Origin of the sequence: Amaricoccus sp. B4 (genome assembly GCF_043226085.1) — a bacterium.
Lineage (GTDB): Bacteria > Pseudomonadota > Alphaproteobacteria > Rhodobacterales > Rhodobacteraceae > Amaricoccus.
The window spans coordinates 428,880-452,292 of the sequence record NZ_CP171225.1 but is presented as its reverse complement, the minus strand read 5'-3'; the positions used below and the strand labels follow the sequence as shown (position 1 = coordinate 452,292).

Below are 23,413 nucleotides of genomic sequence, written 5' to 3'. Positions count from 1 at the left end.
GGAACCGGAACGGCCATGACCGACACCGCAGCCTATGACGACCTCACCGACCATCTGGCGCGCATGGGCGCGCTCGAGCAGGTCGCGGGCCTCCTGAACTGGGATCAGGAGACGCAGATGCCGCCGAAAGGCGCGGCGCAGCGGGCGGCGCAGGCCGGGGCGGTGGCCTCGGCGCTGCATGCGCTCGCGATCGATCCGCGCATCGAGGGCTGGATCGCGGCGATCGAGGCCGATGGCCCGCCTTCCGGCGCGATCGCGGTCAATGTGGCGGAGGCCCGCAGGCTGCATGGCCGGGCGGTGCGCATCCCCTCGAAGCTCGCGGGCGAGCTCGCACGGGTCTCGGCGGAGGTGCAGATGGTCTGGGAGGCGGCCCGGCCCGGATCCGATCTCGCGGCCTTCCTGCCGGCGCTCGAGCGGCTGGTCGCGCTCAAGCGCAGCGAGGCGGACTGTCTCGCCGAACCGGGCGAGGCGCCCTATGACGCGCTGCTCGCGGAATACGAGTCCGGCATCACCGCGGCCGAGATCGAGGTGGTCTTCGGACGCCTGCGCGCCGGTCTCGTCGATCTCCGGGCGCGGATTGCGGCGAAGGGCGCGCCGCCCGCGCGGCTGTCCGGCAGCTTTCCCGGTGCAGGCCAGATGGCGCTCGCCCGGCGGCTCGGCTGTGTCTTCGGCTATGACTGGGCGGCGGGGCGGCTCGACCTCGCGGCGCATCCCTCGAGCTCGGGCTCGGGCGGCGATGTGCGGATCACCACGCGGATCGATACCGAGGATCCGCGCGAATGTCTCTACTCGACGGTCCATGAGGTCGGGCACGCGGTCTACGAGCAGAATCTCGATCCGGATCAGGTCTTTCTGCCCGCCGGCTCACATGCCTCGATGGGAATTCACGAGAGCCAGTCGCGGCTTTTCGAGAATCAGCTGGGCCGGAGCCGGGCGTTCTGCACCTGGTTGCATCCGGCGATGGCGGAGGCTTTCGGTGATCCCGGCGCCGCCGACCCGGAGGCGCTCTACCGGGCGGTCAATGCGGTGGAGACCGGGCTCATCCGCACCGAGGCCGACGAGGTGCATTACAACCTCCACATCATGATGCGCTTCGATCTCGAGCGGGCGCTGATCTCGGGCGCGCTGGCGGTACGGGATCTGCCGGAGGCGTGGAACGCGCGGTTTCGCGCCGATTTCGGGATCGAGGTGCCGGATGCGGCGCGGGGCTGCATGCAGGACGTGCACTGGGCGGCGGGGCTCTTCGGCTATTTCCCGACCTACACGCTCGGCAACATCTATGCCGGCGAGCTTCATGCTGCGCTTCGCCGTGATCTGCCCGATCTCGACGCGAGCCTCGCGGCCGGAGATCTCGCGCCGGTGCTCGGCTGGCTGCGCGAGAAGATCCACCGGCGCGGGCGGCTGCTCGGCCCGGTGGAGCTCGTCACCTCGGCGGTGGGCCATGCCCCGACGGAGGCGCCGCTGCTGGCCTATCTCGAGGAGAAGTACGGCGCGCTCCACGGGGTGTGAGCGCGCTGCAACGCCAGACGTTAACAGGCTATTTATACACAGTATTTTTCAGATTCAGGCTGGGTGGACACCATTTGTTCACCCTGTTCGCGCATAGTCCGTCCGTTCGACAGGAGATGGTTGGAAAGGGCGGAAAAATGGCGAAGCACTTTTGCACCCATGTCGAGCGGGATTTCGCGTTCGACTTCGTGCCCGTGTTTCCGGAGGACCTTTTCGAGGACCCGGAAATCTGCGTGGTGCTGGCCGAGGCCGGGATCACGCCGGATGCGCGGGGGAACCGTCTGGCGGTTCTGCGCACGCCGCAGGCCCGGATAGCGTTTCTGGAGGCGGAGGACAGGGTCAAGGAGGCGATGTGGAACGCCGGCTGGGCCGTGTCGGCTGGAGCCGGGGAGGCGGCGGAGAGCGAGGCCGCCCGCAGTTCCCGGCTTCGCGACCGCATCGTCGAGAAGGCCGCCTCGATGCGGGAGGGGCGGATCTCGCCGCAGGTGATGCGGCTCTGCGTGCTCCAGCTTCACCGGTTCGAGGCCGAGCGGCTGCAGGGGCGGCGGCTCGATCCGGGCGCGCTGCGCGAGGCGCTGCCCGGTGGGGGAGATGAGGTGCACCTGCCGGAGTTCGGCATGTGGGAGGCACAGGCGCTGATCCAGGCAGCCGACCGGCTGCGCGCGAACGGCGCTACGACGCGAGGGGTGTGACGAGGCCGGAGTGTGGAGCCCGCAGGGAGCAGGCTCCACACTCCGGCAGGCGATGGCGCGTGCCGCGCAGGCCGCAATCCTTTGACCTGACCCATCACATGACACCGCACCAGCCCGGATCGGGGCCGGGGCGGTTTCAGGCTTTTCCGGAAAAGGCCCGAGCGGCTTTTCCCCGCAGCAACACCGCAAACATAGCCGTGACACGGCCGAAAGGGGCCTGGCCGGGCCGCTTCACGTCGGCACGCCACTGCCGTTGCCACACGTGTTGCGATCAACCCGTCTCCGGGCTAGGCTTTCCTTCAAGCAATTCGAAAGAAGAATTTTGGAGGAAGAAATGATTTATGGCGCACGTCCGCTGCTTGCGGGATTGCTTCTGACCGGCGGTACGAGCTTGGCCAGCGCGGTCACGGTCGATTACTATTATGTCGGTGGGCCCGCCTTCCTCTCCAACGCCCCGGACCAGCCGCTCTTCAACACCGGACATCTCAGGATCGACACCGACCGGCTGGCGCCGGGCACCGCGCTCGAAAACCTCGAGGTCCGCTTCCAGGCCGGCCCCGATGCCGGACCGGACAGCACGCTCAATGCCGAGGCAGTGGTCGAGTATGATTTCGCGCTCGGGACGGGGGAGACGGATCTGCCGGCGCGCTACAGCCTCAGTTTCGATGCCGACGGTGCGCTGACAGCGTGGAACTTTCAGGCGGATTACGCCATTTCCACGAGCGTTTCCGAGCTCTTCGAGGTCGGCGGCGGGCGGGATCTCTATTATTTCGAGGATGCCAACGGCTTCCGCGACGACGCGATCCGGGAGGCGGTGCTCGCGGCCTCGGGCTATGCGCCCGGAAGCGACGCCTATGAGGGGCTGGCCTGCGGTTCCTGGGCAAGCGGGGACGGCACCTGCTACCGCGAAGGCAGCTCCGGCTCGCCCGGGATCTGGCAGACGATCCTGCGGAGCGAGGGCGGCGGCACCTGGATCCGGGACGATGCCGGCCGCTATGCCGCCCTGGTGGCGGAGCGGACGGCGGCGGGCCTCGCGCAGCCGCCGGGCAGTTTCCGGACCTACGATCCCGCGGACTACGTGGCGGCCATCCCGCTGCCCGCACCGCTCGCGCTGCTTGCAGGCGGCATCGGAGCGCTCGCGCTCGTCGGGGCCGGCCGCAAGCGCCGCGCCGCCTGACGGAGGGCCTTGCCCGTCGCCTTCTGGCTGGTCGCGCGAGGGCGGGCGGGACGATGGGGACTTGCAGACGCCGCCGGCGGAAGGGGTACAGCCCCCCGCGCCGCGGGGCTCAACGCACCGGATATTCGATCGGACCCAGCACGCTCTCCTCTTCCACGGTCCAGCCGCGGCGTTCGAGCGCCGCGCGCGCCTGATCCGAGACCCGGCCCGCCAGAACGAGGTTGTGGGACGTGGCGGCATCCCCGTCGAAGCGGGACAGGAAGGCGTCGAGCCGCTCAGTCCAGCTGAGATAATCCACCGGCGCCAGGATGACGACCGCGCCGCTGCCTGTCCTGCCGAAGGCAATCCCGTCGACGACGATCTCGACGAGCACCTCCCGCTCGAGATGATAGCGCTTCAGCATTTCCAGCGACTGGACCACGAAGCGGGCCTGGCCTTCGGAGCCGGCGCTGAGCGCCAGCGGGAGCACGCCCGCCCGCCCCGCGACGCCGTCAAGCGCCCGCAAGCTCGAGGCCAGCACCGCCTGCGCGCTGAGCGGGTAGAGGGCACTGCGCAGCAGCCGGTCGGTCTCCTCGCGGCTGGCGCCCGCGGCAAGCAGGGCCTTTTCGATCTCGACGCGCAGATCGCCCGGCGGCGTGTCCCAGACCCAGTCCGTCATGGTCGAGGTGGCCGAAATGAGCGCGCCGCCGGGGATCATGCTGGTGACGATGTTGAACCCGAGCCCGCCGGCGAAGGCGGCCCAGCTGACGTCGTCGAGCGCCGCCGCCAGCACGGGATTGGTGGTGTAGGGATCGACCGCCAGCTCCTTGGCAAGACGGCGGCGCTGATCGTCATAGCCGAGAATGTTCGCCGCAACGCCGCCTCCGGCGCGGGCGATCGCTCCGGGCAGGGAGCCCGAAGGCGCGGCCGCGGCAGGCGCATCCGATCCGCCAGGCAGCTGGGAGGCGGGTGCGCCCGCGGCACCCGGAGCGTTCCCGTGGCGGACATCGTCGAGTTTCTGGAGGCCGGTCCTGACCGAGCGGCTGGTCCGGTTGAAGAACCGCCCCACACCCTCCGGCACGCCTTCGAGCGTCTCCTTGGGATGGGTCGCGAGGGTGCGCAGCCCCCCGGCAGTGCTCCTCGCGGTTTCCGCAGCCGCCGTCTGGAACTGCTCGTCGTTCCGCACCTCTTCGAGGGCTGCGAGCGCGCGGATGTCATCGACGCGCACCGCAAGCATGCCCGGGCCCGACGCGGTGAAGGTGCCGAAGGGTGAGGATATGGTGAAGGTTGCCATGAACCCGTCCGTGGGGACGGCCCCGGCGATGGTGTAGTTCTCGCCGACGAGGGGGATGCCGCCCGCGAGGTCCAGGGCGTCAAGGACCGGCGGCGTCTCGAACTCCGCGGCGGCGCAGATGACGGGCAGGGCGCTCAGCAGGGCGCCCAGGGCGGCGGGGAGGCGACCCCGGAGACGTCTCTCGTGCAGGGATATGCGCATTCGCTCAACGCCAGGATCGGGCATGCGGCGCTCCGGAACGACAGGCCTCATGCGGATTGCGATTTGGACCGGTATCCCGGGATCTATAGCGCGGCGATCGGGGCTTCTGAAGCGTGAACTGGCCCCCCGCACGTGGGGGCGCTCGGAGGGGGGCCGCCCGCCCGGTCGGCAGTCCCTCCCGGCGTCAGGCCGGGATGCGCCCCCAGAGGTCGTATTCGGAGGCTTCCTCGACCTCGACGGTGAGGATGTCGCCGGGGCTCAGGCCCTCGAAATCCTCGTCGATGAAGAGGTTGCCGTCGATCTCGGGCGCATCCGCCTTGGTGCGGCAGGTTGCGGCCTCGTCATCGACCTCGTCGACGATCACCTCGAGGGTGCGGCCTACCTTGGCGGCGAGCTTCGCCGCGCTGATCGCCTGGGCCTTCTCCATGAACCGCTCCCAGCGCTCCTGCTTGACCTCCGGGGCCACGTGATCGGGCAGGGCGTTGGCGCGGGCTCCGGCGACGTTCTCGTACTGGAAGCAGCCGACGCGGTCGAGCTGGGCCTCGTCGAGCCAGTCGAGCAGGTGCTGGAACTCGGCCTCCGTCTCGCCGGGGAAGCCCACGATAAAGGTGGAGCGCAGCGTGATCTCGGGGCAGTCGGCGCGCCAGCGGGCGATCTCGTCGAGGGTCTTCGCGGATGCCGCCGGGCGGGCCATGCGCCGGAGCACGTCCGGATGGCTGTGCTGGAAGGGGATGTCGAGATAGGGCAGGATGCCGCCCCCGGCCATGAGCGGGATCAGGTCGCGCACATGGGGGTAGGGGTAGACATAGTGGAGCCGGACCCAGGCGCCGAGCTGACCAAGCTCGCGGGCCAGCTCGGTGAGGTGGGTGCGGACCTCCCGGCCCTTCCACGGGTGGGTGTCATGGCGGCGGTCGAGCCCGTAGGCGGAGGTGTCCTGGCTGATGACGAGGAGCTCGCGGACGCCGGCCTCCACCAGCTTCTCGGCCTCGCGCAGCACGGCATGAACCGGGCGCGAGACCAGCTTTCCGCGCATGTCCGGAATGATGCAGAACTTGCACTTGTGGTTACAGCCCTCGGAGATCTTGAGATAGCTGTAGTGGCGCGGGGTGAGGCGAACGCCGGTGGCGGGCAGGAGGTCCACGAAGGGATCGGGCGCGGGGGGCACGGCGGTGTGCACCGCGTCGAGCACGGCCTCGTACTGGTGCGGGCCGGTGACGGCGAGCACGGAGGGATGCGTGCCGCGGATGTATTCCTCCTCGGCGCCGAGACAGCCGGTGACGAGCACGCGGCCGTTCTCCTTCAGCGCCTCGCCGATCGCCTCGAGGCTCTCGGCCTTGGCGCTGTCGAGAAAGCCGCAGGTGTTGACGATGACCGCATCCGCCCCGGCATAGTCGGGCGAGATGGCGTAGCCCTCGGCGCGCAGGCGGGTGAGGATGCGTTCGCTGTCGACCAGCGCCTTGGGGCAGCCGAGCGAGACCATGCCGATCCGGGGCTGTCCGGGACGGGCTTCATCGGGCAGGCGCGCCGCGGGCGCGAGGTCCGGGCGGAGATCGGGAGGGTTCTGGGCCATGGGCCGGGCCAATAGCCCAAAACCGCCCCAAGCGGAACGGGAAAGTGCGGGCGCACCCGGGGCGGGATCGCCTTGAGCTGGTGGCCGGTATGACGCAGAGTGGCCGCGCCGATTTCAGGAAAACAAAGAGTTCGCTGCTGCAATGACTGAACCCGCCACCGCCTGGACCCGCGCTCGCGCGCAGGAGATCCACGACAAGCCCTTCATGGATCTGCTTTTCGAGGCACAGACCGTCCATCGCGCGCATTTCGATCCGAATCGCGTGCAGATGTCGAAGCTGCTCTCGATCAAGACCGGGGGCTGCGCCGAGGATTGCGCCTATTGCGCGCAGTCGGCGCGGAATGGCGCGCAGATGCCCGCCTCGAAGCTCATCGAGGTCGAGCGGGTGATCGCGGAGGCGCGGAAGGCGCGGGACGAGGGCGCGACGCGCTACTGCATGGGTGCTGCCTGGCGGGAGCCGAAGGACCGTGACATGGAGGCGATCGTTGCCATGGTCGAAGGGGTGCGCGCGCTCGGGCTCGAGACCTGCATGACGCTGGGCATGCTGAGCGACGGGCAGGTGACGCAGCTCCGCAGCGCGGGCCTCGACTATTACAACCACAACATCGACACCTCGGAGCGCTTCTATCCCGAGGTGGTGACGACGCGGAGCTTTGCCGAGCGGATCGACACGCTGGAGCGGGTGCGCGCGGCGGGGATCAAGGTCTGTTCGGGGGGCATCCTCGGCATGGGCGAGGAGGCCGATGACCGCATCGACATGCTGGTGACGCTCGCCAATCTTGTCGAGCCGCCCGACAGCGTGCCGGTCAACATGCTGATGCCGCAGGCCGACACGCCGCTGGCGGATGCCGAGCCGATCGACCCGATCGCCTTTGTCCGGGTGATCGCGCTGGCCCGCATCATGATGCCGCGCGCCCATGTCCGCCTTTCGGCGGGCCGGAGCGCGATGTCCGACGAGATGCAGGCGCTCTGCTTCCTTGCCGGTGCCAATTCGATCTTTGTCGGCGACCGGCTGCTGACGGCCGGCAACCCGGACACCGACCGCGATGCGCAGCTCTTTGCGCGGCTGGGGATCCGGGCCGAGGGGCGGGCCGATCCGGCGGACGCGGCCGGCGCCCCGCCTTGCCCGGGCGACGCCCTGCAGGCGGCAGGGCGGTGAGACGGTTCCTCGTTCTCCAGCTCCGGCCCGAGGCGGAGGTCTCCGACAACGAGTTCGACGCCTTTCTCGCCAAGGGCGGGCTCGCGCCCGACGAGGTGCAGCGGGTGCGGCTCGAACAGGAGGAGCTGCCCGAGGGGCTCGATCTCGCCGAGTTCGCCGGGGTGATCGTCGGCGGGGGGCCGGGCTGCATCAGCGATGCGCCGGAGGCGAAACCGCCGGCGGAGGCGCGGATCGAGGCCGCGATTCTCGGGCTCATGCCGAAGATCACGCAGGCCGACATCCCGTTTCTCGGCTGCTGCTACGGGATCGGCATCCTCGCCCATCATCTGGGCGGGGAGGTGAGCAAGGCCCGCTTTGGCGAGGGGGCCGGGCCGGTGACCTGCCGGATGACGGAGGCGGGGCGCGCCGACCCGCTGCTGGCCGGGATGCCGGCGCGTTTCGATGCGCTCGTCGGGCACAAGGAGGCGGTGCAGGCACTGCCGGAGGGATGCGTGCATCTGCTGGCCTCCGATCCGTGCCCGTTCCAGATGATCCGCTACCGGCGGAATGTCTATGCAACCCAGTTTCACCCCGAGGCCGACGGCGATGTCTTCGCGCTGCGCATCCGGGTCTATCGCGACAAGGGGTATTTCCCACCCGAAGATGCCGCGCGCCTCACCGGGATATGCCGTGCGGCCTCGGTCGCGGCTCCGGCGAAGATCCTGGCGAATTTCGTCGCGCGCTACAGGCCCGCCGCGGGCGGGGTGGGCTGAGCCCGATGGTCGGGAGAGGCGTTGGGCGTGCGGCAGGTCGCGGTGAAGGCCTCGGGCATCGAGAGCACCGCCTCGAGCTGGCAGTTGTCGGTGACGAGATCGGCCAGCGTAAGCACATCGAGCGAGTCGTAGAAGGCGTTGAGCGCATTGGCGAGCGCCATCTTCAGCCGGCAGCAACCGGCGATCGGGCAGGCATTGCGCTCGGCATCGAAGCACTCGATGAACGGTACCGACTGCTCGAGGGTGCGGAAGACCTCACCGACATTGATCTCCTCCGCCGGCCGGCCCAAGGTGACGCCGCCGTTGCGACCGCGCAGCGTCTTGAGAAATCCGGCGTTGCCCAGCAGACTGATGACCTGCGCGAGGTGGTTTTCGGAGGCGTTGCAGGTCGCCGCGATATCCGCCTTGCGCAGGGCCGCACCGGGGTTTACTGCGCAGCACATGAGTGTCCGCATGGCAATGTTGGTCTTGATTGTCAGACGCATTGCGTGTTCCGCCTTCTGATGCCTGTGTCGAGGGACTGCATAAGCCCGGCCTTTCGCGCCCTCGTTGATCCGCATCAACCGGATCGGAAAAAAACACGCATTTTCGATATCGCGATTCCCGGGGGCCAGAATGGCTGACGCACCCGATGCCGCGAAGCGCCGCCTGAAGGCGCTTGTCTCCCCTGTGAAGGCACGGCTCTCGCGCGCGGGCGGGCTTGCGGTGACGGCCGAGCTGCTCTGGATCCCGCAGGCCGGCGTGATCGCGCTGGGGCTCGGGGGGCTCCTGGGCGCGGGCGCGACGGCGCTCGATCCCTTCCTTGCCGCCGGGCTCTTTGCGCTCCTCGGGCTCCTGCGGCACGGGCTCGACGCCTGGGCGGCGCGGTTCACCTTCGAGGCCGCCGATGCGGTGGTGGCAGGCGCGCGCGCCGAGCTGGTGGCGGCCGAGAGCCTGCGCTCGCCGCAGGACGGCGCCCGGCCTGCCTCGGCGGAGATCGCGGCCCTCGCGGGCGAGAAGCTCGCCGCGCTCCGGCCCTATCTGCTGCGGTACCGCCCCGCCCAGCTCCGGGTGATGACGGTGCCCTTCGTGATCGCGGTGGCGGCGGTGCTACCGGTTTCCTGGGCGGTGTTCCTGATCCTGATGGTGGCGGGGCCCCTCATTCCGGTCTTCATGGCGCTGGTGGGCTTTGCCGCACGGGAAGCGAGCGAGAAGCAGATGGTCGAGGTGGGCCAGCTCAATGCGCTCCTGCTCGAGCGGCTGGCGGCGCTCGTCGACATCCGGCTTCTCGATGCGCGGGCGCGCGCGGTTTCGGGGTTCGCGGCGGCGGCGGACGGGCTCCGGGCGCGGACGATGGCGGTGCTGCGCATCGCCTTTCTGTCCTCGACGGTGCTCGAGCTCTTCTCGGCGCTCGGCGTCGCGATGGTTGCGGTCTATGTCGGGTTTGCCCTTCTCGGCGAGATCGGCTTCGGCGCCTGGGCAACGCCGCTCGATCTGCGCGAGGGGATCTTCGTGCTGATGCTGGCGCCCGCCTTCTTCCAGCCGCTGCGCGATCTGGCGGCAGCCTGGCACGACCGGGCGGCCGCGGTGGCGGTGGCGGGCGAGCTGGCGGCGCGGGACGAGAGCCGGGCGCGGCGGATCCTCGGGCAGGGCAGCGCGGCCGAACCGCTGCCCGGACCCGCCGCGATCGCGATCCGGGGCCTCTCCTACATCACGCCCGCAGGGCGGCGGATCGCCTGGCCGGACTTCGAGGTCGCGCCGGGAGAGAGCCTCGCGATCCTCGGGCCGAGCGGGATCGGCAAATCGGCGCTGCTGGCGCTGCTCGGCGGGCTTGCCGCGGCGGAGGCCGGCGAGGTCCGGGTGGCGGACGTGCCCCTCGCGGACGGCACTGCCGATGCCTGGCGGGCGCGGCTCGGCTGGGTGGGTCAGGCGCCGCATTTCCTCGAGGCAAGCCTCCGGGTCAATCTCACGCTCGGTGCGGGCAAGGTGGCGGAGGCGCGGCTCGCGGAGGCGCTGGCGCTGGCGGAGGCGGGCGAAATCGTCGCACGTTTGCCGCACGGGCTCGGGGCGCGGCTCGGCGAGGCCGGGGCCGGGGTCTCGGGCGGCGAGGCGCGGCGGCTGATGGTGGCGCGCGCCGCCCTCCGGGCGCCCGACGTGATCCTCGCCGACGAGCCCACTGCCGATCTCGACGCCCGGACCGCGGCCAGCGTGACCGAGGGGCTTCTGCGGCTGAATGCCGGCGGGGCGACCCTCATCGTCGCGACCCACGATCCGGCGCTCGCCGCCCGAATGGGGCGGCAGATCCGGCTTGCGGAGGCGGAGGCATGAGCGCGCTTCGCTTCATTGCCCGGCACATCTGGGCCGAGCAGCGGCGGACCTGGCTCACCGGGCTCCTGCTCGCGACGCTGGTGCTGGCGGCCGGCATCGGGCTGCTCGGCCTCTCGGGCTGGTTCGTGACGGCGTCGGGTGCGGCGGGGCTGGCCGGGATCGGCATCGCCTTTGATTTCTTCCGGCCCTCGGCGGGGGTGCGGCTGCTGGCGATGGGGCGGACGGCAGCGCGCTATGGCGAGCGGCTCGTCACCCATGACGCGACGCTCCGGAGCCTCGCGGCGCTGCGCGCGGCCCTGCTCGGAGCGCTTGCAGGGTTGCCCTACCGGGAGATGGTGCGGGTCCGGGGCGCGCGCGCGCTCAACCGGATCACCGCGGATGTCGATGCGCTCGACGGCCTGCCGCTCCGGTTGGTGATCCCGCTCGTGGCAGGGCTCACGGCCCTTCTGGGCACGCTCGCGCTCCTTGCCTGGCTCACGGCGCCGGTGCTGGCGCTCTGGTCGGTGCTCTCCTACGCCGCCGGGCTGGCGGCGGCGCTCGCCTTCGTCGCGCTCAGGAGCCGGGCGGAGGCGCGGCGGGCCGAAACCGGGTTTCAGGCGCTCCGGACGCGGGTCGTCGACATGCTGCGCGGCCAGACCGAGCTGGTGATGAGCGGGCAGCTCGAGGATCAGCGCGCGGCAGTGATGGCAGCGGACGAAAGGGTGCGTGCCGCCGAGCGGGCGCTCGAACGGAGCGACCGGATCGCGGGCTTCGCGATGCAGGCCGCAGGAACGCTTGCCGCGGCGGGCGCCTTCGCGATCGGGGCCTTTCTCGTGCAGCAGGGCACGCTCTCGCCCGCACGGCTGGCGCTCGCCTTCTTCGCGACGCTCGCGCTTGCAGAGATCGGGCCTGCGCTGCGCCGCGGCCTTGCCGAGTTCGGGCGCATGGCGGATGCGGCACGCCGCGTGCAACGGTTGATGGAAGGCCGCGGCTCGGCCGGAGCCGCCCCGGCCCGCCCAGCACCTGCCGAACCGCCCGCCGAACCGGCGGGGGCGGCGGGGCTCGCCCTCGAGGATCTGACCCAGAGCATGCCCGAGGGCGGGCGGATCCTCTTCGAAGACGTTTCCTTCAGCATCGCGCCGGGTGAGCGCGTGGCGCTGACCGGGCGCAGCGGCTGCGGCAAGAGCACGCTTCTGCTGATCGCCGCCGGGCTCGTCGCGCCATGCAGGGGCCGGGTGCGGGTCGATGGCCGGCCGGTCGATGCCTGCCCGGAGGCCGAACTGCGCATGGTGCTCGGGCTGCTGCCGCAGCGAAGCGCGCTGATGAGCGGCAGCCTGCGCGAGGCGGTGCGGCTGGGCGCGCCCGATCTCACCGATGTCCAGATCCGCGCGGTGCTCGAGGCCGTGGCCCTCGGCCCGGTGCTCGACCGGCTGGGGGGGCTCGACGCGCCGCTCGGCGAGGGCGGCGCCGGGCTTTCGGGCGGCGAGCGGCGGCGGCTTGCGCTGGCCCGGGTTCTCGCGCGGCGCCCGTCCGTCCTGCTGCTCGACGAGCCGACGGAAGGGCTCGATCGCGCCACGGCGGAGGCCGTGCTTGCCGGCATTCACGACTTCCTGCCGCATGCGGCGGTGCTTGTCGCGGCGCATCGCGAGGCCGAACGCGCCTGGGCCGACCGGGAGGTTTCGCTGGATGCAGCCGCCCGACAGGAAACTGTCATGTCCGGCCGATAAAACGTATCTGTGATCCATCTTTTTGATCTGAGTCAACGAAGCCCCGATTTAACATATTCTAAACCCCGAACATGTGTCGTGGCCTCGCGCAGCGGCGCACGAGCCGGAATCCGGATGGGAAGACCAAAATGGATATAGATATCGTGGAGTTGTCGCGCCTGCAGTTCGCGACGACAGCTCTCTACCACTTTCTCTTCGTGCCGTTGACACTCGGCCTCTCGGTCATCGTCGCCATCATGGAGACGGTCTACGTCATGACCGGCCGTCCCATCTGGCGGCAGATGACCAAGTTCTGGGGAATGCTCTTCGGCATCAACTTCGCGCTCGGGGTCGCGACAGGCATCACCATGGAATTCCAGTTCGGCATGAACTGGAGCTACTACAGCCATTACGTCGGCGACATCTTCGGCGCACCGCTCGCGATCGAGGGGCTGATGGCCTTCTTCCTCGAGGCAACCTTCGTCGGGCTCTTCTTCTTCGGATGGGACAAGCTTTCGAGGGTCGGCCATCTCGTCGTGGCCTGGCTCGTGGCGATCGGTTCGAACTTCTCCGCACTCTGGATCCTGATCGCCAACGGCTGGATGCAGAACCCGGTGGGAGCAGAGTTCAACCCCGTCACCATGCGCATGGAGATGACGAGCTTCTTCGACGTCATGTTCAATCAGGTGGCGCAGGCGAAATTCGTCCATACGGTTTCCGCCGGCTATGTCACGGCATCTGTCTTCGTGCTCGGGGTCTCGGCCTGGTATCTGCTCCATGGCCGCCATACGGAGCTCGCGCGGCGCTCGATCGCGGTTGCGGCCAGTTTCGGCCTTGCGGGCGCGCTCTCGGTCGTCGTGCTGGGTGACGAGTCGGGCTATGACGCGGGCGAGAACCAGAAGATGAAGCTCGCCGCCATCGAGGCGATGTGGCACACGGAGCCCGCGCCTGCCTCCTTCACGCTCATCGGCTTGCCGAACCAGGAAGAGCGCGAGACGAAATACGCAATCCACATCCCCTATGTGATGGGCCTCATCGGCACCCGCTCGCTCGATACGCCGATCCAGGGCATCGCGGAGCTCGAGGCGGAGAACGCCGGGCGCATCCGCTCGGGGATCATCGCCTATGACGCGCTGATGACGATCCGGGCCGAGGGGCCCGATACGCCCGAGGACGTGCGCGCGACCTTCGAGCAGCACAGCGACGATCTGGGCTATGCCTTCCTGCTCAAGCGCTACATCGAGGACCCGCGGCAGGCGAGCGAGGCGCAGATCGCGCAGGCCGCCGAGGATACCGTGCCCCATGTCTGGCCGATCTTCTGGGCCTTCCGCATCATGGTCGGCCTCGGCTTCAGCTTCATCGCGGTCATGGCCTATTTCTTCTTCATGGCCTCCTTCCGGGGCATGCGCTTCCCCCGCTGGGCGCTCCGGCTCGCGGTCATCGTCATTCCGGCACCCTGGATCGCGGCCGAGATGGGATGGATCGTCGCCGAATACGGCCGCCAGCCCTGGACGGTGGACGGCATCCTGCCGACGGCGCTTTCCGTGAGCCACCTGAGCGTCGGAACCGTTGCGGTGACGCTGGCCGGCTTCGTGCTGCTCTACTCGGCCCTCTTCGTCGTCGAGATGTCGCTGATGATAAAATACATCCGCAAGGGCCCGTATCAGGACGTCGCGGAAACCGAAGCCTGGACGGAACGGCGGCGGCAGCACCGCAAGATCGCCTCCGACCTCAACATCAGCCCCGCGGAGTAAGACAATGATCCTGCATGACCTGATCGCTTTCGATACGCTGCGCGTCATCTGGTGGGTGTTGCTCGGTGTGCTGCTCATAGGCTTTGCCGTCACCGACGGGTTCGACATGGGGGTGGGCGCGCTGCTGCCCTTCGTGGCCGAGACGGATGTGGAGCGGCGCATTGCCATCAATACCGTCGGCCCGGTCTGGGAGGGGAACCAGGTCTGGTTCATCCTCGGGGGCGGCGCGATCTTTGCCGCCTGGCCACCGCTCTATGCGGTGAGCTTCTCGGGCTTCTATCTCGCGATGTTCCTGATCCTCGTGGCGCTGATCCTGCGGCCGGTCGCCTTCAAGTACCGCTCGAAGCGCGACGACATGCGCTGGCGCGAGGCCTGGGACTGGGCGCTCTTTGTCGGCGGCGCGGTGCCCGCCCTCGTCTTCGGCGTCGCGGTCGGCAACGTGCTCCAGGGCGTGCCGTTCCGGCTGACCCCCGACATGCTGCCGATCTACGAAGGCTCGTTCTTCGGCCTGCTCAATCCCTTCGCGCTCTCCTGCGGCCTCACCTCGCTTGCGATGATGGTGATGCATGGCGGCGCCTGGCTCGGGCTCAAGGCCGAAGGGCCGGTGGCGGAGCGGGCCCGGACCTACGGCATGATCGCCGCCGTCGTCGTCATCGCGCTCTTCGCGCTCAACGGCTTCTGGCTCACCTATCTCGTCGAGCGCTACAGCCTCGTCGGACCGGTCGTCACCGACGGCCCCTCGAACCCGCTGCTCTCCGAGGTCACGCGCGGCGGAAGCTGGATCTCGGCCTATGCCGATCGGCCCTGGGCGCTGACCGCCCCGGTGCTCGGCTTCGTCGGCGCCTTCTTCGCCCTGCTCGGGCTCTGGGGGCGGCGCGAGGTGGTGACGCTGCTGGCCTCGAAGCTCTCGATCCTCGGCATGATCTCGACGGTGGGCCTGACGATGTTCCCGTTCATCCTGCCCTCAAGCATCGATCCGCGCTCGTCGCTGACGGTCTGGGACAGCTCCTCCTCGCATCTCACGCTTTTCGTGATGCTGGGGGCTGCGGTGATCTTCGTGCCGATCATCCTTGCCTACACCGCTTGGGTCTACTCGGTGCTCTGGGGCAAGGTCACCGCCTCGGACGTGGCCGAGGGCTCGCACACGCTCTACTGACGGCAACGTGCCGGGAAAGGATACGCAGATGTGGTATTTCGCTTGGATCCTCGGCCTCTCGCTGGCGGCGCTCTTCGCCGTCGTGAATGCGATCTGGCTCGAGGTTCAGGAAGACAATCGGCTCTTCGACGGCCAACCGGAGCGGAGCGACCGGGACTGACCGGGGCCTCGGCCCCGCAACTCACGCCGCAGAAAAGCCGACGCGCGCGCAAGGGGCCTTGCGCGCGCGTCCTCTTGTTCAGGTGCCCCGGGGGGCGGGAAACGTCAGGGGAAGCCCACCTCGTTGAAGATCTCCTGCGCCTTCGTCTGGTTCTCGCCGAGCACGTCGAGGTTCAGCGTGTCCTGCCGGAAGCTCCCGAGCGAGGCGGCGATCTTGCCCACCGGCACGCCGGGCACCACCGGGAACTCGTTGTTCTGGTCGGCGAAATAGGCCTGGGCCTCGGGCGTCGTCATGAATTCGAGGAAGGCGATCGCATTGTCGCGGTTCTTGGCATGAACCGCCACACCGGCCGCGGCGATGTTCACATGCGTGCCGTTGGTCTCCTGATCGGGGAAGACGATGCCGATCTCGTCGGTATGGCCCGTGACGCCCTCGACATTCTGGGCCAGCGTGCGCGCGAAGTAGTAGCTGTTGGCCACCGCGATGTCGCAGGCGCCCGAGACGAGGCCGCGGAGCTGGTCGATATCGCCGCCTTCCGGCTGGCGGGCGAGGTTCGCGAGCAGGCCCTCGGCCCAGCTCTTCGCCGCCTCTTCCCCGTCATGGGCGATGATCGAGGCCATCAGCGAGAGGTTGTAGATGTTGGTCGCCGAGCGGATGCAGATCATTCCCTTGTACTGCGGATCGGCGAGATCCTCGTAGGTCTGCGGCGGGTTGGCGACGCGGTCCTTGGCGTAGAAGATCAGGCGCGCGCGCTGGGAGAGGCCGAACCACTCGTTCTTGGGATCACGCAGATGGGCGGGGATGCGCTCCTCGAGAACGTCCGACTCGACCGGCTGCAGCAGCCCTTCCTGCTCGGCGCGCCAGATGCGCCCGGCATCGACGGTCATCAGGATGTCGGCCGGGCTGTTCTCGCCCTCGGCCTTCATGCGCGCATTGAGCTCGTCCGCCTCGCCCTCGAGCCGGTTGACCTGAATGCCGGTGGCCTTGGTGAAGGCCTCGTAGAGCCCGTCGTCGGTGTCGTAATGGCGCGAGGAGTAGATGTTCAGGTCCTCCGCTGCGACCGGAAGGACGCCTGCGAGGCCCGACAGCAATCCTGCGGCCAGTAGGGTGCGGCTCATGTGCATCTGGTCTCTCTCCCTCTTCTCGTCGTGAGACATATTGCCGAGTGTTTCACTCGGAAATCTGTCTCGCCGGTTCGCGATCCGGTGTCAACGGCCAAAGCCGCCGTCTACACGGGATCGCGAGGGGAGACGCGAGGGGGGTAGCGCTCAGTAGTCGCGTTCGAAGAAAAGGCCGAAGATGGTGTTGCCGTCGCTGCCGACCGAGCCGCGGGCGGTGATGTTGTCGTTGACGTCATAGACGACACCCACCTCCGTCTCGCCGTTGCTGTTGGTCTGGGCGTCGAGATAGACATCGTCGGCCACGTATTTGCCCGCCTGGACCCCGGTCGAGCCATCCTCGTTGGTGAGGATGTCCAGATTGTCGAGCCCGGTGGCACTGCGAAGCTCCGAGAGCACGCCCGGCCCACCGCCGACCCCCGCCAGTTCGGCCGCCGCCGCCGCGAGCTGGGCGATCTGGAAGGGCGAGAGGTCCTGCGCGGCGCGGTTGAAGAGGAGCCGCGAGAGCACCTCGTCCTGCGGCAGCTCGGGTTGCGACGAGAAGGTGATGTCGGGGTCGGAGGCCCGGCCGGACACGGTGATGATCGCGGTGACGTCGCCCGAACGCGACTCGGCGACGAAGTTGACCTCCGGGTCGAGGTCGCCGTCGAGGCTCAGCGCGCCTTCGGTGAAATCGACGCGCTGGGTCAGGATCGAGATCCGGCCGCGGCGGAGCCTGAACTCGCCGACGGGGGCGGGGTTGGACGTGGTGCCCTGGATCGAGAGCTCGCCGCCGAGCTCCACATCGAGGCCGCGGCCGCGGATGAAGACCTGGTTCGGGGCGTTCACCCGGATGTCGAGCAGGAAGCCGCCGTCGCCGCCGCCACCACCGGAGCTCGAGGCGGGGTCCTCTGGCTGGTTCACATCGGCCAGGCGCAGGGTCTCGACCACGCGCGGCGGCGGGCGGAGATGCTGGATCTCGTCGAGCACGGCGCCCGCATTGGAGCCGAGACCTTCCTCGATGGAGATCTCGGTCTTGTCGAGCGTGATGCGGCCGCGGATCTGGCCGCCGCCGCCGACGAGCGGGCCGCTGACGCCGAGCGTGCCGCGGAAGCGCGTGGTTGCGAGCGTGCCGTCGGTATAGCGGACGTCGTCGAAGCGCATGTTGATGTCGGCCGGATAGCCGCGCGGACCGCTGAGCTCCACCGAACCGCTGCCGCTGATGTCGCCGCCCGCAGCAACGTCGGCGCTGATGTCGCGCACCAGCACCCGGGTGGTGTCGAGCGCGACATCGAGGCGGATGTTCTCGAGCTTGAGATTGGTGTCGGGGTCGGTGAAGGTGCCGCCCGAGAGGCTGACATTGCCGTTGAGGCGCGGATCGGCGAGCGCACCCGCCGCGGTCGCGTTGATGTTGAGCTGCCCGGTCGCGCTCGCTGCGCGCGCAGCAAGAAGCGGACTTGCAAGCTGGAGCGGCACGGTGCCGTTCAGCCGCGCATCAAGCCCCGGCCCGGCGAGCGGAATGCGGCCGCCACCCGAGAGGCTCAGCCCGTAGGGGCCGGTCACGCTGGCCGAGGCGAGGTTGACGGCGTTCTGCGCATAGGCGCCCTCGACCGAGAGCGCGAGCGGCGGCACGCCGCCTTCGCTCAGCATGCGCACCGTCAGGCCGCTGCCGTCGATCTTGAACCTGGCTTCCGGCGAGGCCTGAAGCCCCGTCACCTGCGCCTGTCCGGTGAGCGCACCGCGCAGGCCCTGATTGCCCGCGATGCGATCGGCGAGCACGAGGGGCAGGGACTTGAGATCGACGGTGAGGTTGTAGCTCTTGTCGGCCGCGAGCGGGATCTGCCCCGAGGCGGTGGCCGAGAGGCCGTCGCGCCCCCCCGCGGCCCCCCCGGTGACGGCGGCATCGAGCGAGAGGCTGCCGTCGGCGGTGGTGCCCTTCGCATCGACATTGATGGGCGGGAGCCCCGCGCTGGTGCCGAACTCCGAGCCGAGCCCGGCACCGGTGAGATCGAAGGCGACGTTCGGCGCATTGCGCGGACCGGAGATGTCGGCATTGCCGTCGAGCGTGCCGTTGAGCCCAAGCTTCGGCAGGATGATGTTGGCGATCGAGAGCGGAAGCGCGTCGAGGCCAACGGAAAGATCGATCGTCTCGCCGACATTGCCCTCGGCAGTGAGTGCGCCGTCGCCGAGATTGAGGCGGATCGGGGTGAGCGCGATGTTGCCCGACTGCACCGTCACCTCCGCCGGGGCGGCGAGATGCGCGGCGGTGTCGCCCTGGCGGATGTCGATCTGGCTGAGGCGCGCGGTGAAGCCGCCTTCGGGCAGCTTTTCGAGCCCCCCGGCGAGATCGGCGAGCGTGCCGGTGGCGAGACGGGCCTGTGCCGTGAGATCGGTGCTGGTATCGGAGCCGCGCTCGGCGGTGGCGTCGATCGAGGCGAGATCCACCCCGCCTGCGACGATGCCGCGGCCCGCGATCGTGCCCTCGGCCATCGGGATGCCGAGCACGTCGCTGATCGAGAGGTCGGTCTTGAGGTCCTGGACCCGGGTCGCGCCGATGCCGAGCTCGCGGATCGCCGCCTCGATGCCCAGGTCCTGCGCGCCGTCGCGGCCCGCAAGCGCGATGGTCGCCTCGACGGCGCCGGCCATGTCGAGATCGGCGAGTGTGCCGATCGGCGCGAGATCGGGCGCCTGCAGCGAGATCGTGCCGTCCACGGGAGCGGTGCCCGTGCGCGCGACCGAGGCAAGGAGCTGCGTGTCGCCGAGCGAGAGGCGCATGTCCTCGACCGCGCGCATCTCGCCCGCGAGCGTGATCTGGCCGGCGAGATCGAGCGGCATGTCCGCGATGCGGCCATCGCCGCTCAGCCGCCCGGTCAGATCGCCGCTGTTGCCCTGGCCGGTGAAGCCGAGGCGGATCCCCTCGGCGGTCTCGCCCATGATCCGGCCTTCGGGGAGGGCGATGGCGGCGGTGATGTCGATCGGCTGGCCGGTGCCACGGGCGCGGGCGTCCGCCGTGAGCGTGCCGGCAAAGCGCGGATCAACGCGCGCGAGATCGGTGATTTTCGCGTTCAGGCCGATATCGGTGCGGGCGGACGAATAGAGCCCGTCGGAGGCAATGCTGACCTGCGGGTTCTCGATGCGGAGACCGTCGGTGCGGATGCCCTCCTCGTTGCGGACCGCGCGTCCGGCGATGACCGTCTCGCCTGCCAGCAGGCCGTCGATCCGCGGGTCGCCGAGCTTCACGTCGCGGGTCTGGCCATCGAGCGTGAGGTCGAACTTGCCGGAGAGCGGCGCAACGCTCCCCTCGGCCCGGAGCTCCACCGCACCCGAGGCAGGCCGCTTCAGGAGGCCCGCGAGGATCGAGAGATCGGGCACATGGACCGCGGCGCGGCCGTCGTAGTCGAGCTTGTCGAGCGTGCCCGCGGCGAAGAGCGAGAGCCCCTTGCCGTTCACCTGCACCTGACGGAGATCGATGGGCGCCCCCGGCGGCAGGCTGGCGTCGACGAAGAGGTCGAGCTCGGTTCCGAGCGCGTCGGCGACATTGGGATCCTCGGCGCTGACGCCGGTCGCAAGCCCGTCGATGCTCACCGTCACCTCGCGGGTGGCGGGGTCCTCGAGATTGCGGGCGAGGCCGCCCATGTCGAGGGTGAGGTCCTCGATGTCGATGCCACCGGCCTCGAGCCGGTCGAGCGCCACGATCCCGTCCCAGCGCGCCGCATCGCCGTAATTGACATAGAGTGTGGCGGAATGAAGCTTCGTATCGCCGCCGGGAACCGGCAGGACGACGCCGGGGCCTGCGGGATCGCCGAGGGTTCCCGAGAGATTGAGACTGCGCAGGAAGCTGTCCGAGCCGGTCTCGAGCCGCCCCGTCAGGTCGAGCACCGCGCCCTTGAGCGCGAGCGCGTCGATGCGGAGCCCACCGGCCGTCTTGCTGGTGCCCGCGACATGCAGGTCGGTCTTGTCGGCGAAGAAATCGCGATACTCGGCCGGGATGAGAGGCGAGAGCTCGCCCCCGAGCGCGAGATCGAAGCCCTGGCCGTCCTCCTTGCCGCGGAGCGCGAGCACGCCATCGGCAAGCGTCGCCTCATTGGCCTTGAGGCCGAAGTCGATATCGACATTGTCGAGCGGGCCGGCCCCTGCGACCTTGAGGGCGAGCGCGGGTTCGCCCTCGATCTTGAGGAGCTTCGAGAGCAGGCCGCCCTGCGGTTCCTGAAGATCAAGATCAAGCGTGATATTCCTGTTTTCATTGGAATAATCCGCATCGAGAAGCAGGTTGCCGCCCGGCTCGTCGAGGCGCTTTGCCTCGAGGCCGGATTCAAGGGCGCCATCCGCAAGCGAGGCATGGCCGTCGAGGCTGAACTCGACGCCTTCGCCCATCACGCTCTCGTCGATCGAGACGCTCTGGGCCAGCAGCTTGTCGAGCTGGAGCGAGACGGGGAGCTCGGGCAGGGCGAAGGGCTTCGCCTCCGCTTCCGGTATCGGCGCGGTCTCGACCGGGATCGGCTTGCGCAGGACGGAGATGCTCTCGAAGCTCAGCTCGTTGATCTGGACGCGGCGGCGAAGCAGGGCAAGACGGCTCCAGTCGAGAGTAACGTTCTCGATCTCGAGCCACGGGCCCTCATCGTCGGAGACGGTGATGCCGCCGATGGTCGCCCGCGACGACAGCGCGCCCTGGACGCCGCGCAGACGGATCTCGCGGCCCGGTCCGGAAATCTTTTCCTGAATGAAGTTGAGGATGAACCCGTTGTCGTCGCCGCCGGCCGAGCCGTCGCCCGAGGTCTCGTTCTGCGCGAAGGCTGCAAGGCCTGCGAGCATCGCGATGATGAGTGCTGCCGCAATCCGTTTCAAAACGCTTGCCCGATCCCGATGTAGACCCCGAACGCATCATCCTCCGGCCGCTTGTCGAGCGGAACCGCAACGTCGAGACGGAGCGGCCCGAAGGACGTATAGTAGCGCGCGCCGAGCCCTGTGCCGATCCTGAGATCGCTGTCGTCCATGAAATCCGAGCCCGCGTTCACAAAGCCCGCATCGACGAAACCGACCGCGCCGAAATTGCCCGCGAAGCGCCAGCGCAGCTCGGCCGAGCCTTCTGCGAGGCTCTTGCCGCCCGCTACGACCGTCTCGCCATCGGAATTGACGGTATCAACCCCGATGGAGCGGTAGGCATAACCGCGGATCGAGCCGCCGCCGCCGGCAAAGAACAGGATATCGGGCGGGGTTTCCTCGACGCTCGAGCCGACGAAACTGCCGACCTTGAGACGGCCGGCGATCACCACGTCCTTCTCCTCGCCGAAACCGTGGTAGGCGCGGCCCTCGAGCGTGCCGCGCGCGGCAAAGTTGCCGTAATCGGCCTCGTAATAGGGCAGGAGTTCGGCCGCGAGGTAATAGCCGCGCGTCGCGTTGAACTCGTTGTCGCGACGGTCATAGGCGCCACGGCCGATAAGCCCGAAGGTGAAGAAATTTCGTTTGCCGAAATCGTCCTCGTAGCGCGCCTTGGAGATCTGGCCGTAAAGCTCGCCGCTCAGGCTGCGGGTGAACTGCCGGGAGAAACCGGCCTGACCGGTGATCGAGGTCTGCCGGTAGGTGTCGTAGTCGAGCTGGCTCGCAACGAGCGAGGTGGTGAAGTTCGTGTCCGGCGTGAAGACACCCGGCTTGGTGAAGGTGGCGCCGAAATTGTAGTTGTAGTCCTTCCAGCTCGAGGAGGAGATGAGCCCCTCGATGCTGGCGTCGAACCGCAGGCGCTCGGCGCGGCCGAAGAGGTTGCGGTGCAGCCAGTAGGCCGAGAGCCCGAGCCCGTCGATCGTGGAGTAGGTGCCGCCGAAGCCGATGCCGCGGCGCTTGCGGTCCTCGACAGTGATGCCGATCGGCATCAGCCCGTCATTGCTCAGAAGATCGCTCTCGTTGAGGCGGATTGAGTCGAAGGCGCCGAGCTGGGACAGCCGGTCGCGCGCGTCCGCCACCTCTTCCGGGTCGTAGACCTCGCCGCGCGGCAGATCGGCCATGTAGGTGATGAAGTCGTGATCGATCCGTTCGCTGCCCTGCGCCGTCACCGTGCCGTAGCGCACCACGGGGCCGGGCTCGAGGGTGAGGGTGGAATCGAGGGTCTGCCGCGGATGATTTGCGATCACGTCGCGGCCGGATTCCCGCGCCTTCGCCCGGCCGAGCTGGCGCCACTGGCCGACCGCCTGTTTCGAGGCGGCATCGATGGCGCTCGTCTTCGCCTCCTCTCCGGGGGCGTAGCCGACGCTCGCGGGCGTGTCGAATTCCTCGTTATTCACGACGACCTGCGGCGGCGCGTTGACGATCTCCGCACGCCCGAACCGGAAGCGGTTGCCGGGCTCGACGGTGATGATGACCTTCGGCTCCGGCGGAAGCTCGGAGGCAAGCGTCAGATCGGCGACCTCCGCCGAGCCGAGACGGATGCTCACGCCCGCACCGAAATAGCCCTCGGTATAGAGGGCGCCCAGGATGCGGCGGTAGTCGCCGCGGCCCTTCGAGAGGAGGCCCGCCTTGCCTGCCGCAGGCGTCTCTTGATTCGTCCAGAGCGAGGAAGCGTTCTCGACGGTCTTCTTGACGTCCTCAGGTGCGCGAATTTCTGCCGAATAGGTTAACGGATCGGCGATCTCCAGGACGTCCTCATCCGACTTTCTTTCGCCCCAGAGATGAATTCCGAACAGATCGAAGGCGGCCGCGGGCGGCGCGGCAAAACTCGCCGAAAGCAGCAAAACCGCCGGCACCAGCCTTGTGGAGGCATGAAATACCGCCCTCGATGAGCGCTTTGGCGTTCCTCGCATGTGCCCTGCCTGCCCCAGACCTGATTTTCGTTTTGGTTAGCGTAGTGCATTCACGTCACAGCACAAGCCGGGCACGGGCCCGAACGCAAATTTCCTGTGCAACTTGCAAATCGGCCACGAAAAGCGCGAT

The 23,413-nt window shown here is 68.8% G+C and carries 16 protein-coding genes; 10 read left to right on the top strand and 6 right to left on the bottom strand.

Annotated features, from left to right (window positions below):
• The first annotated feature begins 15 nt into the window (after positions 1-15).
• The 3 genes from ACF66B_RS02160 to ACF66B_RS02150 all read left to right on the top strand — a co-directional run bounded on the left by ACF66B_RS02160 (position 16) and on the right by ACF66B_RS02150 (position 3,378).
• Entirely contained in the window at positions 16-1,509 is a 1,494-nt protein-coding gene (locus tag ACF66B_RS02160; RefSeq protein ID WP_111428924.1) for a carboxypeptidase M32, read from the top strand.
• Positions 1,510-1,646: 137 nt separating this feature from the next.
• Positions 1,647-2,201, top strand: coding sequence for a hypothetical protein (locus ACF66B_RS02155; RefSeq protein ID WP_111428471.1), 555 nt, complete (start codon positions 1,647-1,649; stop codon positions 2,199-2,201).
• Positions 2,202-2,535: 334 nt separating this feature from the next.
• On the top strand, positions 2,536-3,378 hold the full coding sequence (locus ACF66B_RS02150) for a hypothetical protein (protein WP_111428472.1): 843 nt from the start codon (positions 2,536-2,538) through the stop codon (positions 3,376-3,378).
• 109 nt (positions 3,379-3,487) lie between these two features.
• Here ACF66B_RS02150 and ACF66B_RS02145 read toward each other — a convergent pair whose 3' ends face one another.
• Positions 3,488-4,852, bottom strand: coding sequence for a hypothetical protein (locus ACF66B_RS02145; protein ID WP_111428473.1), 1,365 nt, complete (start codon positions 4,850-4,852; stop codon positions 3,488-3,490).
• A 184-nt stretch (positions 4,853-5,036) separates the two neighbouring features.
• A complete protein-coding gene (gene rimO, locus ACF66B_RS02140; protein ID WP_111428474.1) occupies positions 5,037-6,422 on the bottom strand; it encodes a 30S ribosomal protein S12 methylthiotransferase RimO in 1,386 nt (461 codons plus the stop codon).
• A gap of 142 nt (positions 6,423-6,564) precedes the next feature.
• On the opposite strand from rimO, the gene bioB reads away from it, so the two are divergent.
• Both bioB and ACF66B_RS02130 read left to right on the top strand, forming a co-directional pair.
• On the top strand, positions 6,565-7,581 hold the full coding sequence (bioB, locus tag ACF66B_RS02135) for a biotin synthase BioB (protein ID WP_111428475.1): 1,017 nt from the start codon (positions 6,565-6,567) through the stop codon (positions 7,579-7,581).
• On the top strand, positions 7,578-8,333 hold the full coding sequence (locus tag ACF66B_RS02130) for a glutamine amidotransferase (RefSeq protein WP_111428476.1): 756 nt from the start codon (positions 7,578-7,580) through the stop codon (positions 8,331-8,333). The genes bioB and ACF66B_RS02130 overlap by 4 nt, the downstream gene beginning before the upstream one ends.
• On the opposite strand, the gene ACF66B_RS02125 is transcribed toward ACF66B_RS02130, so the two are convergent.
• Positions 8,303-8,818 (bottom strand): Rrf2 family transcriptional regulator, encoded by a 516-nt coding sequence (locus ACF66B_RS02125; RefSeq protein WP_111428477.1) that lies wholly within the window; start codon positions 8,816-8,818, stop codon positions 8,303-8,305. The genes ACF66B_RS02130 and ACF66B_RS02125 overlap by 31 nt on opposite strands.
• A gap of 130 nt (positions 8,819-8,948) precedes the next feature.
• Between ACF66B_RS02125 and ACF66B_RS02120 the strand changes: the two genes are divergently transcribed.
• The 5 genes from ACF66B_RS02120 (at position 8,949) to cydX (ending at position 15,395) form a co-directional block, all read left to right on the top strand.
• Positions 8,949-10,640: an ATP-binding cassette domain-containing protein gene (locus ACF66B_RS02120; protein ID WP_111428478.1), complete on the top strand. Its 1,692-nt coding sequence runs from the start codon at positions 8,949-8,951 to the stop codon at positions 10,638-10,640.
• Positions 10,637-12,346 (top strand): thiol reductant ABC exporter subunit CydC, encoded by a 1,710-nt coding sequence (cydC, locus tag ACF66B_RS02115; RefSeq protein WP_111428479.1) that lies wholly within the window; start codon positions 10,637-10,639, stop codon positions 12,344-12,346. The genes ACF66B_RS02120 and cydC overlap by 4 nt, the downstream gene beginning before the upstream one ends.
• 128 nt (positions 12,347-12,474) lie before the next feature.
• Positions 12,475-14,079 (top strand): cytochrome ubiquinol oxidase subunit I, encoded by a 1,605-nt coding sequence (locus ACF66B_RS02110; protein WP_111428480.1) that lies wholly within the window; start codon positions 12,475-12,477, stop codon positions 14,077-14,079.
• Between the two features lie 4 nt (positions 14,080-14,083).
• Positions 14,084-15,235 (top strand): cytochrome d ubiquinol oxidase subunit II, encoded by a 1,152-nt coding sequence (gene cydB, locus ACF66B_RS02105; RefSeq protein ID WP_111428481.1) that lies wholly within the window; start codon positions 14,084-14,086, stop codon positions 15,233-15,235.
• A 28-nt stretch (positions 15,236-15,263) separates the two neighbouring features.
• The gene (cydX, locus tag ACF66B_RS02100; RefSeq protein WP_111428482.1) at positions 15,264-15,395 is read left to right on the top strand and encodes a cytochrome bd-I oxidase subunit CydX; all 132 of its coding nucleotides are present in this window, start codon (positions 15,264-15,266) and stop codon (positions 15,393-15,395) included.
• A 104-nt stretch (positions 15,396-15,499) separates the two neighbouring features.
• Here cydX and ACF66B_RS02095 read toward each other — a convergent pair whose 3' ends face one another.
• The 3 genes from ACF66B_RS02095 to ACF66B_RS02085 form a co-directional block, all read right to left on the bottom strand.
• Positions 15,500-16,519: a Fe(3+) ABC transporter substrate-binding protein gene (locus ACF66B_RS02095; protein WP_111428483.1), complete on the bottom strand. Its 1,020-nt coding sequence runs from the start codon at positions 16,517-16,519 to the stop codon at positions 15,500-15,502.
• A gap of 144 nt (positions 16,520-16,663) precedes the next feature.
• The gene (locus tag ACF66B_RS02090; protein ID WP_111428484.1) at positions 16,664-21,337 is read right to left on the bottom strand and encodes a translocation/assembly module TamB domain-containing protein; all 4,674 of its coding nucleotides are present in this window, start codon (positions 21,335-21,337) and stop codon (positions 16,664-16,666) included.
• Entirely contained in the window at positions 21,334-23,214 is a 1,881-nt protein-coding gene (locus tag ACF66B_RS02085; protein WP_392663862.1) for an autotransporter assembly complex family protein, read from the bottom strand. The genes ACF66B_RS02090 and ACF66B_RS02085 overlap by 4 nt, the downstream gene beginning before the upstream one ends.
• Positions 23,215-23,413 lie beyond the last annotated feature (199 nt).